At 60.6% G+C, this 13,940-nt stretch carries 14 protein-coding genes and 1 pseudogene; 11 read left to right on the plus strand and 4 right to left on the minus strand.

Annotated elements, in window-relative coordinates; genetic code table 11:
- Positions 1 to 149 precede the first annotated feature (149 nt).
- The 3 genes from AB4N91_RS13965 to AB4N91_RS13975 all read left to right on the plus strand — a co-directional run bounded on the left by AB4N91_RS13965 (position 150) and on the right by AB4N91_RS13975 (position 2,657).
- A complete protein-coding gene (locus tag AB4N91_RS13965; protein WP_042932121.1) occupies positions 150 to 500 on the plus strand; it encodes a hypothetical protein in 351 nt (116 codons plus the stop codon).
- A 181-nt stretch (positions 501 to 681) separates the two neighbouring features.
- Positions 682 to 1,101 (plus strand): PAS domain-containing protein, encoded by a 420-nt coding sequence (locus AB4N91_RS13970; protein ID WP_010459602.1) that lies wholly within the window; start codon positions 682 to 684, stop codon positions 1,099 to 1,101.
- A gap of 5 nt (positions 1,102 to 1,106) precedes the next feature.
- On the plus strand, positions 1,107 to 2,657 hold the full coding sequence (locus tag AB4N91_RS13975; protein WP_460112580.1) for a diflavin oxidoreductase: 1,551 nt from the start codon (positions 1,107 to 1,109) through the stop codon (positions 2,655 to 2,657).
- A 6-nt stretch (positions 2,658 to 2,663) separates the two neighbouring features.
- Here the strand turns inward: AB4N91_RS13975 and AB4N91_RS13980 are convergent.
- Both AB4N91_RS13980 and AB4N91_RS13985 read right to left on the minus strand, forming a co-directional pair.
- Positions 2,664 to 2,765, minus strand: a pseudogene (locus AB4N91_RS13980) (DUF6124 family protein); the annotation flags it as partial.
- 432 nt (positions 2,766 to 3,197) lie between these two features.
- Positions 3,198 to 3,770 (minus strand): cytochrome b, encoded by a 573-nt coding sequence (locus tag AB4N91_RS13985; protein ID WP_282411089.1) that lies wholly within the window; start codon positions 3,768 to 3,770, stop codon positions 3,198 to 3,200.
- Positions 3,771 to 3,974: 204 nt separating this feature from the next.
- Here AB4N91_RS13985 and AB4N91_RS13990 point away from each other — a divergent pair, with 204 nt between their 5' ends.
- From AB4N91_RS13990 to AB4N91_RS14020, 7 genes are read left to right on the plus strand one after another with little or no spacing between them, the layout of a single operon-like run.
- The gene (locus AB4N91_RS13990; protein ID WP_042932122.1) at positions 3,975 to 4,652 is read left to right on the plus strand and encodes a thermostable hemolysin; all 678 of its coding nucleotides are present in this window, start codon (positions 3,975 to 3,977) and stop codon (positions 4,650 to 4,652) included.
- On the plus strand, positions 4,642 to 6,123 hold the full coding sequence (locus AB4N91_RS13995) for an AMP-binding protein (RefSeq protein WP_154504392.1): 1,482 nt from the start codon (positions 4,642 to 4,644) through the stop codon (positions 6,121 to 6,123). The genes AB4N91_RS13990 and AB4N91_RS13995 overlap by 11 nt, the downstream gene beginning before the upstream one ends.
- Positions 6,120 to 6,794, plus strand: coding sequence for a TenA family transcriptional regulator (locus AB4N91_RS14000; RefSeq protein ID WP_172790783.1), 675 nt, complete (start codon positions 6,120 to 6,122; stop codon positions 6,792 to 6,794). Before AB4N91_RS13995 ends, AB4N91_RS14000 begins: the two co-directional genes overlap by 4 nt.
- The gene (locus tag AB4N91_RS14005) at positions 6,781 to 7,590 is read left to right on the plus strand and encodes an SDR family oxidoreductase (protein WP_010459589.1); all 810 of its coding nucleotides are present in this window, start codon (positions 6,781 to 6,783) and stop codon (positions 7,588 to 7,590) included. The genes AB4N91_RS14000 and AB4N91_RS14005 overlap by 14 nt, the downstream gene beginning before the upstream one ends.
- Positions 7,587 to 8,231 carry a tetratricopeptide repeat protein gene (locus AB4N91_RS14010; RefSeq protein ID WP_077750500.1) on the plus strand — a complete coding sequence of 215 codons (645 nt, stop codon included), beginning with the start codon at positions 7,587 to 7,589 and terminating at the stop codon, positions 8,229 to 8,231. The genes AB4N91_RS14005 and AB4N91_RS14010 overlap by 4 nt, the downstream gene beginning before the upstream one ends.
- An 11-nt stretch (positions 8,232 to 8,242) precedes the next feature.
- On the plus strand, positions 8,243 to 8,905 hold the full coding sequence (locus AB4N91_RS14015) for a response regulator (protein WP_010459585.1): 663 nt from the start codon (positions 8,243 to 8,245) through the stop codon (positions 8,903 to 8,905).
- Positions 8,902 to 10,320 carry an ATP-binding protein gene (locus tag AB4N91_RS14020; protein WP_010459583.1) on the plus strand — a complete coding sequence of 473 codons (1,419 nt, stop codon included), beginning with the start codon at positions 8,902 to 8,904 and terminating at the stop codon, positions 10,318 to 10,320. Before AB4N91_RS14015 ends, AB4N91_RS14020 begins: the two co-directional genes overlap by 4 nt.
- A gap of 189 nt (positions 10,321 to 10,509) precedes the next feature.
- Here the strand turns inward: AB4N91_RS14020 and AB4N91_RS14025 are convergent, their stop codons facing one another.
- Both AB4N91_RS14025 and AB4N91_RS14030 read right to left on the minus strand, forming a co-directional pair.
- Positions 10,510 to 10,725 carry a DUF4287 domain-containing protein gene (locus AB4N91_RS14025; RefSeq protein WP_154504388.1) on the minus strand — a complete coding sequence of 72 codons (216 nt, stop codon included), beginning with the start codon at positions 10,723 to 10,725 and terminating at the stop codon, positions 10,510 to 10,512.
- A 171-nt stretch (positions 10,726 to 10,896) separates the two neighbouring features.
- On the minus strand, positions 10,897 to 11,781 hold the full coding sequence (locus AB4N91_RS14030) for a LysR family transcriptional regulator (RefSeq protein ID WP_010459579.1): 885 nt from the start codon (positions 11,779 to 11,781) through the stop codon (positions 10,897 to 10,899).
- Positions 11,782 to 11,914: 133 nt separating this feature from the next.
- Between AB4N91_RS14030 and AB4N91_RS14035 the strand changes: the two genes are divergently transcribed.
- Positions 11,915 to 13,564 carry a GMC family oxidoreductase gene (locus AB4N91_RS14035; protein ID WP_083376965.1) on the plus strand — a complete coding sequence of 550 codons (1,650 nt, stop codon included), beginning with the start codon at positions 11,915 to 11,917 and terminating at the stop codon, positions 13,562 to 13,564.
- Positions 13,565 to 13,940: the final 376 nt, after the last annotated feature.

The raw sequence follows: 13,940 nt of genomic DNA on the forward strand, positions 1-13,940 counted from the left end.
TCTTAAAGACTAGTCAGTAGTCATACGGACTAATATCTGTGTTGTACATATGACGACATGAATTCCTATCTAATTGATATATAAAGAATAAAATATTGGCATGCTTTATGGATTGTTTAGAGAAATGAACCCCGAAGCAGGAATACGCCATGTCTCGTTCTATCCTCCTACCTTTCACCCTTTTCTTGTTGCTCTCGCCCGTGTGTATGGCCGATCAGGTCGTTCGTGAGGTGCCTGATACCACCGCCGGCAAGGCCGTCGGTGTCGTGACCGGGTTGATGGTCGGTGCCGTGGGTGGCCCCGTTGGAGCACTGATCGGTGCCGGCGCCGGATTCTTTGCCGGCAGCTCGGTTCAAGAAGCAACCGGCCTCACGGAAACCGCTTACGAAGTGAAAGACACCCAAGGCGAAATCAGCACCGTTCGCTCGCCCAATGCTCGCTTCGAACCGGGTCAGCAAGTCACCCGGAAAGGCCCGCGCCTGATACCTCAGGACAGCTGAAACCGCCATCGCCACAAACTCCTTTTTAGGATCCGCTCATGGGTCGGATCCTCTTTTTTCTCAGTATGCCCCTCAGTCAGTTGACTGATTTATAACGACTAAAAATAGAAGTGCCTAAGCCGTGGGTGCGCCGAATTCGAATTCGCAGCAACAACTTTTCAATCATTTCAGGGGAAACACAATGCAAGCCATCAACGCCAAAGTCTTGAGTGCACTGGAAAACGTCATGGTTATTTCCACCACTGACTTGCAAGGCAACATCACTTACGTCAATGACCTGTTTTGCAAGCTTACCGGGTACACCAAAGAGGAATTACTGGGCCAGCCACATAACGTGGTGCGCCATCATTCGGTGCCAAAGAGCACCTACAAACAGATGTGGGACACCATCAAGAAAGGTGAGATCTGGACCGGCGTGATCCCCAACGTTGGCAAGGGCGGCGGCCTGTACGTGGTAGATACCACGGTGCAGCCGCTGTTTGATGAACAGGGAAATATCGTCGAGTACATCAGTATCCGCAGGGTAATCAACGACTTGATGAGTGACTTCGAAGCACTGGAGTTTTCCAAGGAGCAATTCGACGAACATTACGACAGGTAACCGTCATGACAGACGTAATCGAACGCATTGTGATCGGTTACGGCTCTGAGTCCGGCAATGCACGCGGGTTGACGCAACGCTTATTGCGTCTGCCCTGTCTGCAGCCGTATGAACTGGCCGTGCAGGATCTCAACTCGCTGAACCTCGACAAACTGACGCCTCGTGACGTGTTGATCATCGTTTGCAGCTCTTTCGGCGACGGTGATCCGCCGGGAAATGCCGATCGTTTCATGGATCAACTGAATGCTTCGCCATCCCTGAACGGCCAGCCCTACGCGATCTTCGGGCTGGGCGACACGGCTTACCCGACCTTCTGCGGTTTTACCAAAAGCCTGGATGCCGCACTGCTGCAAAAACAAGCCCGCCCGTGGATCACCCGCGTGGACGCCGACACCGATTTCGACGGTTTTTTCGACATCTGGTGCGCAACCCTTGCAGCAGTGCTCAAGGGTGATCGGCGTGCCGGCAGCACCTTGAACCTGCAAGTCACCGCCTATGGCGAAAACGCCGCGTGGCCGGCACGCGTCATCTCTCGCACCCGGCTGAACACCACGGCGCCTTACGCCTGGCAGATTCGCCTCGACATTGAAGGCAGCGGCATCAAGTACCGTGCGGGTGACAACCTGTACGTGCTGGCGCAAAACGATCCGCAACTGCTGGCGCAAATCAGCCAATGGTTCGGCCGCGAAGAGGCCGCCACTTTGCTGACTACCAAGGAGCTTCGGCAGCTGGGCAAATCGCTGCTGCGCGAACTTGCTCGGTGCAGTCAGCACGACACCTTGAAAACCTTACTGAAAGTCAGCAACCGCAAGGATCTGGAAGTCTATCTGTACGGCAAGGATGTGCTCGACGTGCTGGACGATTTCTGTGATCCCGCGCAGCTGAGCCTGGAAGATTTGATCGAATGGTTGCCCGACTGTTTGCCGCGCGCCTATTCGATTGCCTCTCATGACAACCCCGGTTACGTGGACGTGTGCATTCGCGAAATCGCTTATGACATGGCGGACCGCTCGCGCACCGGCACCGCGACCGGGCACCTCACCGGGGAGCATCCCAGCGCCCGGGTATTTGTCCGCAGCAATCCGCGATTTCACCTGCCACGCCAGGTCGGACACCCGGTAGTGCTGATCGGTACCGGCACCGGCATCGCGCCATTGATCGCGCTGCTGGAGCAGATGGAGCAGCAAAACAACCCTCTGCAAACCTGTCTGATCTTCGGGGACCGGCGCCGTGAAGCGGATTTCCTCTACCAGTCGCGCCTGGAAAATTGGCAAGCCAATGGCGTGCTCGATCGGGTGATTACCGCGTTCTCCCGGGACTCGCAAACCCGTTACTACGTGCAGGACGCAATGCTTGAACACGGTGCTTACTTGTGGGGAATACTGAACCTGGGCGCACATCTGTATGTGTGTGGCAACAAAAATAGTCTGGAACGCGCCATCGAGCAGGCCCTGAAGAACATCGCAATGAACTTCGGCCAACTGGATGAGGACGACGCGCAGGCCTTCGTCGACGAGTTATCAGCCGGAAATCGTCTGCACAAGGAAGTGTATTGAGCCTATGAAGCGATGCCCGGCAACGGACGCCGAGCCCAGTGACTCGCTGGCGATGGCCAGCAGGGATTCTGTATCGTACTTGGGGTTGGCGAGGAACATGGGTTCGGGAAACCAGGAACCCGGCAGACCGTGAGGTCTCCCGCACAAAACCGCCATTTCAAAGACCTGAACAAGCGTCCTGTAATAGGGCTATGCGACTGGCATTCCGGCGGGCTTGCAGACCCGATCACTGATGAGCAGTGACAGGAATCAAGTTACCGACGGGGCCCTAGACGCACAAGCCGGCGGATTCTGGCGTACGCGTAGGCAATGACGCAAGGCGTTGTAGCCGTTGGGACGTAACACTTAGTGTCTTTAAACGTGGGGGCTCAAACATGTTTAAAACAGTGAATATCGAAGTGGGAATCCATGGCTGAGATTGATGGCGTCTGGGATGACGCCATCGCGAGCAGGCTCGCTCCCACAGGGGGTTTGGGGTGAATTCGGGGTCTCGGGGTGGCTATGGATATGGCCGGTGTCTGGTTGGCACCGGGCTTGGGATTAACGCTGGCGCTGGTTGATGGGATTGTTGGTTCGGCCGGGCAGCATGCGGGTCAGGGTGTTGTCGCGGACCCAATAGTGGTGAAACAACCCCGCCGCCGCGTGCAAGCCGATCAGCCAGTAACCCGCACTGCCCAGCAGTTCATGCCAGTACTTGAATTGCTTGGCCAGGTCCGGGTCTACCGCGACCGGCGATGGCAGGTAGAACTCGAAATAGGGCATCGGTTTGCCACCGGCGGACAGCATCAGCCAAGCCAGCAGCGGCGTGGCGATCATTAATACGTACAAGGCCAGGTGCATCAGGTGCGAAACGCCGGTCTGCCATTTGGGCAATGCCGGGGTGATCGGTGGCCGAGGTGTCAGGCGTCCGAGCAGTCGCACCCACACCAGGGCAAAAATGCTCAAGCCGAAGAGGCCGTGCAGCCCGAGAAACATGGCTCTCAACGGTTGGCCCTTGGGCAGCAGGCCTTTGATTTCGATGCAGGCGTACACGCCGACGAACAGTGCCAGCATCAGCCAGTGCAAGGTGATCGAGAGTTTTCCATACCGATGGGTCATTGATTCGCGGGTCATAACGGGCCTCATGAATGTCATTGCCGGCGGCCGAGTCATTCGTGCGGCCGGGGTGCGGTGTGTCAACGCACCGACGGGGCATACCCTGCCCGCGAAGTCTTAAGGCAATCTGAAGACAGCGGAGATGATCTTTTTCTTACCTTCAGATTCCGTTAAGAAATGGCTTCGATACTTCTCCCACACTTACTCGGGAGGCGTCTTCCAATGCCTGACTTTGAATGGAATATTCCTCTACCCCTACGCTTCGGCCAGGCCGAAGCTCCGCCGATGAACCTGGCCAGGGCGTTACCGGACGACGTCGAGCGCCCGGTCTTCGAAGCCTTTATTCAGCAACGTTTTCGTAAAGCCCATGGCGCCGACATTCGTCATTTCATGCCGGAGCTGTTTGGCATGAGCGATGCCTCCGGCTCGCTGTGTGCGGTGGCCGGTGTGCGCATGGCCAATGCTGAGTCGTTGTTTCTGGAACGTTATCTGGACGAGTCGATCGAGCCGCTGATCAGTGCTGCGGCGGACCGCCCGGTGGATCGTGCCGGTATCGTCGAGGTCGGCAATCTGGCCGCCAGTGACACCGGCAGTGCGCGGATGAGCATCATCGCCATCACTTACTTGCTGGCCATGGGCGGCCTGGAATGGGTGGCGTTCACCGGCAACATCGGCTTGGTGAACAGCTTTCATCGCCTGGGCTTGAAACCGGTGACGCTGTGCGCGGCCGACCCTGAGCGGCTGGGGGACGAACGCCAGCACTGGGGCAGTTATTACGAGAGCAAGCCTTGGGTGCACGTCGGCAACATCCGCGCCGGTTTTATTCATTTGCGCAACATCGGGATGTTCAATCGCCTGGGTTTGCCGACATCCCTTGAGGAATCCAGCCATGTCGCCTGAAACCGAGCGTTTCAAACAGACCTTGCGCAGCCATGCCGAGCGCAAGACCAGCGCCATCGCGTTGTGGGGTGATCATCAGAAGGTGGATTACGCCACGCTGTATGCCGAGGTGGTGTATCGCCAGCAACGGCTGCGCGATGAGCAGGTCAAGGTGATTGCGCTGGCGTTGGACAATGGCGTCGAAGCGATGCTCTGGGACCTGGCCGCGCTGTTCGAAGGCCTGACTTGTCTGACGTTGCCGCCTTTTTTCAGCCCCGCTCAGCGCGCCCATTGTCTGGAACAGAGCCAGGCCGAACGGGTGATTGCCGAACCCGCGCTGGACGACGAGTTGCAAGCGGCCGGCTACGAGAAAACCGGTGAGTTCTGGCGCCGCACGTTCAACGGCCCGAACCGTATGCCGGAAGGGACCGCCAAACTGACTTTCACCTCGGGCACCACGGGCACGCCCAAAGGCGTGTGCCTCAGCGCCGAGAGCCTGTTGACGGTCGCTCGCGAACTGAATCAGGCGAGCAAACCCGCCGATCCGCAGCATCATCTGGCGTTGTTACCCCTGGCGATTTTGCTGGAAAACCTCGGTTGCTACGCCGCGCTGTATGCCGGGGCCACGTTGAGTTTGCCCAGTCAGAAAACCCTGGGGATTCAGGGCGCCAGCGGTGTTGATGTGCCACGGCTGCTCGGTTGCCTGGCCACCCGGGCGCCCGAGAGCCTGATCCTGGTGCCGCAGTTGTTGCAGATGTTGGTCAGCGCCGCCGAGCAGAAAGCCTTCAGCCCTTACTCGTTGCGGTTTGCGGCGGTGGGTGGCGCGCGGGTGGCCGAGGAGTTGCTGCACCGCGCGCAACGCATCGGCATCCCTGTTTACGAAGGTTACGGCCTGTCGGAGTGCGCCTCGGTGGTGTGCCTCAATCGCCCCGAAGCGCGCCGTCTCGGTAGTGTCGGCCGGCCCCTGCCCCACGTCACGATTCGTCTGGCCGAGGACGGCGAGGTGCTGGTCAAGGGTTCGACCTTGCTCGGTTATCTGGGAGAGGCGCCGCACACCGATGAATGGTGGCCGACCGGCGATCTCGGCGAGTTCGACCCGGACGGTTTTCTCTACCTCAAGGGTCGCAAGAAGCATCAATTCGTCACCAGTTTCGGACGCAACGTCAACCCGGAATGGGTCGAGGCTGAATTGACCCAGCGCCGCCATATCGCCCAGGCCTTCGTCTACGGCGAAGCCATGCCGCACAACCATGCGCTGCTCTGGCCCCATCGCCCGGACTGCACCGACGCCGAACTGGCTGCCGCCGTCGCCGAGGCCAACGAGGCCTTGCCCGGTTATGCGCAGGTCCATCACTGGACCCGTCTCGATCAACCGTTCACCCCCGCCAATGGCCTGCTTACCGCCAATGGCCGCCCGCGCCGTGACGCCATCATCGAGCGTTACCGGGCGCAACTGACTGAATCTGTACTTTCCGAGGAATCCGCATCATGAGTTTTTTCGACACGCTGCAAGAAGCCACGCAACACGAACGCCATGAACTGTTCAACCTGCCGGTCATCCGCGATGCCCTTGAGGGCAAGGTCAGCCTGGAAAGCTACCGGGCCTTCCTGGCGCAAGCCTATTACCACGTGCGCCACACCGTGCCGTTGATGATGGCGTGCGGGGCGAAATTGCCGTCGCGCCTGGAATGGCTGCGCAAAGCGGTGTGCGAATACATCGAGGATGAATACGGTCACGAACAGTGGGTGCTGGACGATATCGAAGCCTGCGGCGGCGACCGCATTGCCGTGCGCGACGGTCGTCCGAGCCTGCCGATTGAATTGATGGTCAGCTACCTCTACGACCTGATTGCCCGCGACAACCCGGTCGGCCTGTTCGGCATGGTCAACGTGCTGGAAGGCACCAGCATTGCCCTGGCCACCCACGCTGCCGGCAGCATCCGCGAGCGCCTGGCGTTGCCGGAAAGCGCCTTCAGTTACCTCAGTTCCCATGGCTCTTTGGACATCGAGCACATGCAGACCTATCGCCGGTTGATGAATACCCTCGACGATCCGGACGACCAGGCCGCTGTGATTCACGCCTCCAAAGTGGTGTACAAACTTTACACCGATATGTTCCGCGGCTTGCCGCGTGACGGGGAGGCCCTGCATGAAGTTGCATGATGCCCGCGTGGTGCTGACCGGCGCCAGCGGCGGTATCGGCCTGGCGATCGCCACCGCGTTGTGCGCCAGCGGCGCCCGGGTGCTGGCGGTGGCTCGGCACCAGGAACCGCTGCGGCCTTTGCTTGAACGCTATCCGCAAAACCTGTGCTGGGTCGGCGCGGACCTGACCGTGCTGTCCGACCGACGCAAGGTGCTGACCGCAGCCGAATCGATTGGCGGGATCAACCTGCTGATCAACGCCGCCGGGATTAATCACTTCGCCATGCTTGAGCAACTGGAGGATAGCGATATCCACGCCATGATGGCCCTTAACATCAGCGCGCCGATTTGCCTGACCAAAACCCTGCTGCCGCTGCTCAAGCAAGCCGAGAGCGCGATGGTGGTGAACGTCGGCTCGACTTACGGCTCCATCGGTTACCCCGGTTACGCCAGTTATTGCGCCACCAAGTTTGCCTTGCGCGGGTTCTCCGAGGCCCTGCGCCGGGAGTTGGCGGACACCCGGGTCAGCGTGCTCTACGTCGCCCCGCGCGCTACCCGCACCAGCATGAACAGCCCGGCGGCGCAGGCGTTGAACGATGCGCTCAAGGCCAACGTCGACGATCCGCAAACCGTTGCCGCCGCGGTGATGCACGCGATTGCCGGTGACCGGCGCGACTTGTACCTCGGCTGGCCGGAGCGCTTTTTTGTGCGCCTCAACAGCCTGCTGCCCAATCTGGTGGACCGTGGCTTGCGCAAGCAATTGCCGCTGATCCGTCGCCTGAGTCAGAAGCCCGACAACGAGACCCTCAAACCATGAAGAAAATCATCGCTTGCCTGCTGCTGGGAGCCCTGAGCCAGAGCGTCTGGGCACTGGAACCCGCCGATCAGCAACGCCTCCAGGGCATCCAGCAAAGCTGGGCGCACATTCAATACGAAGTCCCGGAAGCGCAACGCACCGCTGCGTTCGAGAAACTGGCAGGCCAGGCATCCGCGTTCACCCAGGAACGTCAATCGGTGGCCGAAGCCTGGATCTGGTCCGGCATCGTCAACAGCAGCTGGGCCGGCGCCCAAGGTGGCCTCGGTGCGCTGAGCAAGGTGAAGGCCGCGAAAGCCGATCTGGAGAAAGCCATGACGCTGGACCCCAAAGCCCTGCAAGGCTCGGCCTATACCAGCCTCGGCGCGTTGTATGATCGCGTCCCCGGCTGGCCCATCGGTTTCGGTGACTCGGACAAGGCCGAACAGTTACTTAAACAGGCCTTGCAACTCAACCCGGAGGGCATCGATAGTCTGTACTTCTGGGGCGATCACCTCTACCGTCAAAAACGTTACAGCGAAGCCCGCAGCGCGTTGCAAAAAGCCCTGCAAGCCGCCCCGAGACCAGGCCGTGAACTCGCCGACGCCGGGCGACGCAAAGAGATCGAAACGTTGCTGGTGGACGTGAACAAGAAACTCAACTGACAGGAGTCCGTGTGCGCTTATTACTGATTGAGGACGACGTGGCCCTCGGCGAGGGCATCCATCAAGCCCTGGGCCGCGAAGGTTATACCGTCGATTGGCTAAAGGACGGCACCAGCGCCTTGCACGCGCTGCTCAGTGAAACCTTTGACCTGGCGGTGCTCGACCTCGGTCTGCCGCGCATGGACGGGCTGGAAGTGCTGCGCCGCTTGCGGGACAGCGGCTCCAACCTGCCGGTGCTGATCCTCACCGCCCGGGATGCGACCGAAGACCGCATTGCCGGGCTGGACGCCGGGGCCGACGATTACCTGGTCAAACCCTTTGATCTGGCGGAACTCAAGGCTCGCCTGCGGGCCTTGTTGCGGCGCAGTGCCGGCCGCGCCCAGGTGCTGATCGAACACGCCGGCATCAGCCTGAACCCCGGCACCCAGCAAGTCAGTTACCTGGGCGAGCCGGTGGCTCTGACGCCCAAGGAATATCAGCTGCTCCACGAATTGCTCTCACCGCCGGGCCGGGTCATGACCCGCGATCATCTGATGCAGTTGCTGTATGGCTGGAATGAAGAAGCCGAAAGCAACACCCTGGAAGTGCACATCCATCACCTGCGCAAAAAATTCTCCACCGACCTGATCCGCACCATTCGTGGTGTCGGTTACCTGGTGGAGGAGCGCCGATGACGTCGATCCGGCGCCGCACGCTCACGCTGATCATTGGCCTGATGCTGGTAGGGCTGGCGGTGATCAGCCTGTTGAACCTGCACGACAGCAATCACGAAATCGCCGAAGTCTACGATGCCCAACTCGCGCAAAACGCCCGGCTGTTGCAGGGGGTGATGCGCATGCCGATGGCGAGCAAGGAACACGCCGATCTGTATCAGGCCTTCAACAAGGCGCTGGGCGAGGCCGAGCCGAGGGTCGATGGCCATCCCTATGAAACCAAGATGGCTTTTCAGGTCTGGACCCTCAACGGCGAAGTGCTGGTGCACACGGCCAGTGCGCCCTCCTTCAGCGCGCCGCCGTCGACACCCGGCTTCAGCGACGTCGTGGACCTCAACAACCGCCATTGGCGTGCGTTCCTGTTGGTAGACAAACAGAACGGTCTGAGAATCTGGGTGGGCGAACGGGACGACGTGCGTTCGGACCTGGTGGACCGGATCGTGCGCCATACCTTGGGGCCCAATGTGCTGGGCAGCCTGATTCTGGCGGCGATGATCTGGTTGGCCATCGGCTGGGGCCTCAAGCCGCTGGAAGACATGGCGGCGACCTTGCGCGCGCGGCACAGCGGTTCGCTGGAGCCTCTGCAACTGACACCGTTGCCCAGTGAACTGGAGCCGATGCAAGCGGCGCTCAACCGCATGCTCGCGCAGATTCAGGAAGTGATGGGCCGCGAGCGGCGCTTCATCGCCGATGCCGCCCACGAAATGCGCACACCGCTGGCCGTGCTGCGTGTGCATGCGCAAAACCTGCTGGAAGCCGGCACGGAACAGGAGCGCCGTGAATCCCTGGAATTCCTGATCGCCGGCGTCGACCGCACCAGCCGCCTGGTCAATCAATTGCTGACCATGGCCCGCCTCGAACCCAAAGCCATCGCACCTGTACAGCAACGCATCGACCTGGCCGCCACCGTGCGCGACAGCCTCGTGCAGCTCACGCCGTGGTTGCTGAGCAAGAACCTTGAGCTGGCCTTCGACGTCACCGATCGCCCCTTTGAAGTGGTGGCCGACGCCGCCGCCATCGACATCGCCTTGAACAACCTGATCAGCAACGCGGCAAACTTTTCCCCGGAGCATGGGGTCATCACGGTGCAACTCAGTCAGGCGGATGGCTTCTATTCGCTGAGCGTCGAGGACCAGGGGCCCGGCATCGACGAGGCGGATCGCGGGCGGTTGTTCGAACGCTTCTACAGCCGTGGCAATGCCCATGGCGCGGGTTTGGGCCTGACCATCGTCAACACCATCGCCACCCGGCTGGGCGGACGCATCACCCTGGCCAATCGCCCGGAAGGCGGCTTGCGCGCCACGCTGTCGATTCCCGACAGCCAACCCCGCGACCCACTACAGCGCACCACCCGCGAGTTGCCGCCGAATGTTTGAGTGATCCCGGCAGAATGCGGTGAGCCAGCTGGCGCCATCGCGAGCAGGCTCACTCCCACAGGAGGCTATGCTGACCACAACACTCGCGAACTATGCAGAACCCATGTAGGAGTGAGCCAGCTCGCGATGGCGGTGGCACCTCCAGCCCCCTCTCACCGCCATTTCACATTGCAGCCTTTTACAGCGGCCTCACTTTTTAACACCCGCCAAATAATGCGCCACCAACGCATTCGCATGCCCATGCCCCATTCCATGCTCATCCTTCAACCAAGCCACCATTTCCATATGCTTCTTGCCACTCACCGTCCCGAGCAGCTCCAGCCAATGGCTAATGGGCTGGCCGTACTTTTTCTCGATGGACGGGAAGTACGACGCCGGGCCTTTCACTTTTGTCTCTTCGCTCATGCTGCACGCTCCCTTGTTCGCGACGGAGTGTCGGAGGACGCTCCTTGTCTTCATCCCGAATTGAAGACCAGGACAGCTGCGCAGTCCAGCGGGAGCAAGCTCCCTCGCCACAGGGGTTGTGTTGGTCGCTTCGTTGCTTGGCTGATCAGAGTGTTGTGATGGGCTGCCTGGCTATCCCATCAACAACCCCTGCTCCGCCTCGCACAACTCCACCACGTAATCCCACATCACCCGCAATCTCACCGACTTGTGCAGCTCCCGCCGCGTGCTGATCCAGTAGCTGCGCTCAATGCTCTCGTCTGGAAACAGCGGCACCAGCTCCGGATCGGCGCTGGCCATGTAGCACGGCAGCACCGCAATCCCCAATCCTGAACGTGCCGCCTGTTGCTGGGCGATGACGCTGGTGCTGTGGAACACCACCTGCGGGTTGCGGCAAAAACTGTTGAGGAACATCAGTTCCTGGCTGAACAGCAAGTCGTCGACGTAGCCGATCCACGCGTGCCGGCCGAGGTCTTCGCGGCTGTGCAGCGGCGGTGCCTTGTCGAGGTAGGCCTGGCTGGCGTAGAGCGCCAGGCGATAGTCGGTGAGTTTGCGCGTGACCAGCATGTCGGCGGCCGGGCGTTCAAGGTGGATGCTGATTTCGGCTTCGCGGTTGAGGATGCTGACGAAGCGCGGCACCGCCACCAGCTCCACTTCCAGTCCGGGGTAGCGTTCGAACAGGCCGTTCATGCGGCTGGCGAGGAACATGATGCCCAGCCCTTCGGTCACGCCAACGCGGATCTTGCCCAGTGGCGCCGTGGACTGGGTGATTTCCTCTTGCGCCAGCAACGCGACGTTTTCCATGGCTTCGGCGTGCTTGAGCAGCGCTTCGCCGGCCGGGGTCATTTCGTAGCCCTGGGCATGCTGGACAAACAGCGCGGTGCCAAGGCTCTTTTCAATGGCCTCGATGTGCCGGGCGACGGTGGCGTGGGTGGTGTTCAAACGGCGGGCGGCGGTGAGCAAACGCCCGCTGCGTTGCAATTCGAGAAAAAACCGCAGGTCATTCCAGTCGAACATGAGTCGTCCTTGGGGCTACGCTGTTTGAAGCGCTGTCTGAAAACGCACAGCGGCTGCGCAAAAACTAACATTCTTTTGACGAAAGCTAACAACTAGGATGACCGACAACAAGAACAACAATACGAGGTCAGGGATGCAGACTTCCCTTGATGAATTCGACTACATCGTGGTCGGCGCCGGGCCGGCCGGTTGTTTGCTGGCCAATCGGCTGTCGGCCGACCCGCAACACCGCGTCTTGCTGCTCGAAGCCGGCGGCCGCGATAACTATGCTTGGATTCACATCCCCGTGGGTTACCTGTTCTGCATCGGCAACCCGCGCACCGACTGGTGCTTCAAGACCGAAGCGCAACCCGGCCTGCAAGGTCGCGCCCTGAGTTACCCGCGCGGCAAAGTGCTGGGCGGCTGTTCCTCGATCAACGGCATGATCTACATGCGCGGCCAGGCGGGCGACTATGACGGCTGGGCCGCTGACGGCAATCCGGGCTGGCGCTGGAACGACGTGCTGCCGCTGTTCAAGAAAAGCGAAAACCATTTTGCCGGCGACTCGCAATTTCACGGCGCCAGCGGCGACTGGCGGGTCGAGCGTCAGCGGCTGTCGTGGCCGATTCTGGATGCGTTCCGCAGCGCCGCCGAGCAAAGCGGCATTGCCAGCATCGATGACTTCAACCAGGGCGACAACGAAGGCTGCGGCTATTTTCAGGTCAACCAGAAGGCCGGGATTCGCTGGAACGCGGCCAAGGCGTTTCTCAAACCGATCCGCAATCGCGCCAATCTCACCGTGCTGACCGACGTCGAAGTGGACCGCGTGCTGCTGGAAAACGGCCGTGCTTCGGCGGTCAGCACCCGTTACCAAGGTCAGGCAAAAACCTTCAAGGCACGCAAGGAAATCGTGCTGTGCGCAGGCTCCGTCGGTTCACCGAGCATTCTGCAACGCTCCGGGATCGGCCCTCGCCCCCTGCTTGAAAAACTGGGGATCGGTGTGGCTCATGAGCTGCCGGGCGTTGGCGGCAATCTGCAGGATCACCTGCAACTGCGGCTGATCTACAAACTGGAAAACGCCCGCACCCTGAACCAGATCGCTGGCAGCGTGTGGGGCAAGATGGGCATGGGCCTGCGTTATCTGTACGACCGCAGCGGCCCGCTGTCGATGGCGCCGAGTCAGCTGGGGGCGTTTGCCCGGTCGGGACCGGAACAGACCTCGGCCAATCTCGAATACCACGTGCAACCGCTGTCGCTGGAACGCTTCGGCGAACCGCTGCACGCCTTCCCTGCTTTCACGGCGTCGGTTTGCGACCTGAGGCCACAGAGTCGCGGACGGGTGGAGATTCGTTCCGCCGATCCGCAGGAAGCGCCGCTGATTCAGCCCAACTATTTAAGCCACCCAGAGGATTTGCGGGTCGCGGCCGATGCCATTCGCCTGACCCGGCGCATCGTCGCCGCCCCGGCCCTGCGAGCGTTCAAACCGGTCGAGTACTTGCCCGGCGATAGCTTGCAGACCGAAGAGGAACTGCACGAAGCCGCCGCACGAATTGGCACGACGATTTTCCATCCGGTGGGCACCTGTCGCATGGGCAACGATGTGCAGGCCGTGGTCGATGCCGAGTTGCGCGTTCACGGGATTCCCGGACTGCGCATCGCTGATGCCTCGATCATGCCGCGCATTACCTCGGGCAATACGTGCTCGCCTACGCTGATGATTGCCGAAAAGGCTGCGCTGATGATCCTCAACCCCAGCACAAGGAACCTCAACCCGCAGAAGGAACTGCTGAGCAACCCACTGTAGGAGCGAGGCTTGCCCGCGAAGAACGATGGCGCGGTGTGTCAGGTCTGACGCCTTCGCGAGCAAGCTTCGCTCCTACAAAGATCGACGTACACCCGGCTTTATGGAGCAACCCACTGTAGGAGCGAGGCTTGCCCGCGAAGAACGATGACGTGGTGTGTCAGGCCTGACGCCTTCGCGAGCAAGCTTCGCTCCTACAAAGATCGACGTACACCCGGCTTTATGGAGCAACCCACTGTAGGAGCGAGGCTTGCCCGCGAAGAACGATGACGCGATGTGTCAGGCCTGACGCCTTCGCGAGCAAGCTTCGCTCCTACAAAGATCGACGTACACCCGGCTTTATGGAGCAACCCACTGTAGGAGCGAGGCTTGCCCGCGA

This window comes from Pseudomonas sp. H3_D04 (genome assembly GCF_054669175.1).

What these genes read in the sequence shown, in the direction of transcription:
- AB4N91_RS13975 (WP_460112580.1), top strand. Translation starts at nt 1,107, where the DNA reads ATGACAGACGTAATCGAACGCATTGTGATCGGTTACGGCTCTGAGTCC.
- AB4N91_RS13970 (WP_010459602.1), top strand. Translation starts at nt 682, where the DNA reads ATGCAAGCCATCAACGCCAAAGTCTTGAGTGCACTGGAAAACGTCATG.
- AB4N91_RS14000 (WP_172790783.1), top strand. Translation starts at nt 6,120, where the DNA reads ATGAGTTTTTTCGACACGCTGCAAGAAGCCACGCAACACGAACGCCAT.
- AB4N91_RS13995 (WP_154504392.1), top strand. Translation starts at nt 4,642, where the DNA reads ATGTCGCCTGAAACCGAGCGTTTCAAACAGACCTTGCGCAGCCATGCC.
- AB4N91_RS13965 (WP_042932121.1), top strand. Translation starts at nt 150, where the DNA reads ATGTCTCGTTCTATCCTCCTACCTTTCACCCTTTTCTTGTTGCTCTCG.
- AB4N91_RS14010 (WP_077750500.1), top strand. Translation starts at nt 7,587, where the DNA reads ATGAAGAAAATCATCGCTTGCCTGCTGCTGGGAGCCCTGAGCCAGAGC.
- AB4N91_RS13985 (WP_282411089.1), bottom strand. Translation starts at nt 3,770, where the DNA reads ATGACCCGCGAATCAATGACCCATCGGTATGGAAAACTCTCGATCACC.
- AB4N91_RS14025 (WP_154504388.1), bottom strand. Translation starts at nt 10,725, where the DNA reads ATGAGCGAAGAGACAAAAGTGAAAGGCCCGGCGTCGTACTTCCCGTCC.
- AB4N91_RS14035 (WP_083376965.1), top strand. Translation starts at nt 11,915, where the DNA reads ATGCAGACTTCCCTTGATGAATTCGACTACATCGTGGTCGGCGCCGGG.
- AB4N91_RS14020 (WP_010459583.1), top strand. Translation starts at nt 8,902, where the DNA reads ATGACGTCGATCCGGCGCCGCACGCTCACGCTGATCATTGGCCTGATG.
- AB4N91_RS13990 (WP_042932122.1), top strand. Translation starts at nt 3,975, where the DNA reads ATGCCTGACTTTGAATGGAATATTCCTCTACCCCTACGCTTCGGCCAG.
- AB4N91_RS14030 (WP_010459579.1), bottom strand. Translation starts at nt 11,781, where the DNA reads ATGTTCGACTGGAATGACCTGCGGTTTTTTCTCGAATTGCAACGCAGC.
- AB4N91_RS14005 (WP_010459589.1), top strand. Translation starts at nt 6,781, where the DNA reads ATGAAGTTGCATGATGCCCGCGTGGTGCTGACCGGCGCCAGCGGCGGT.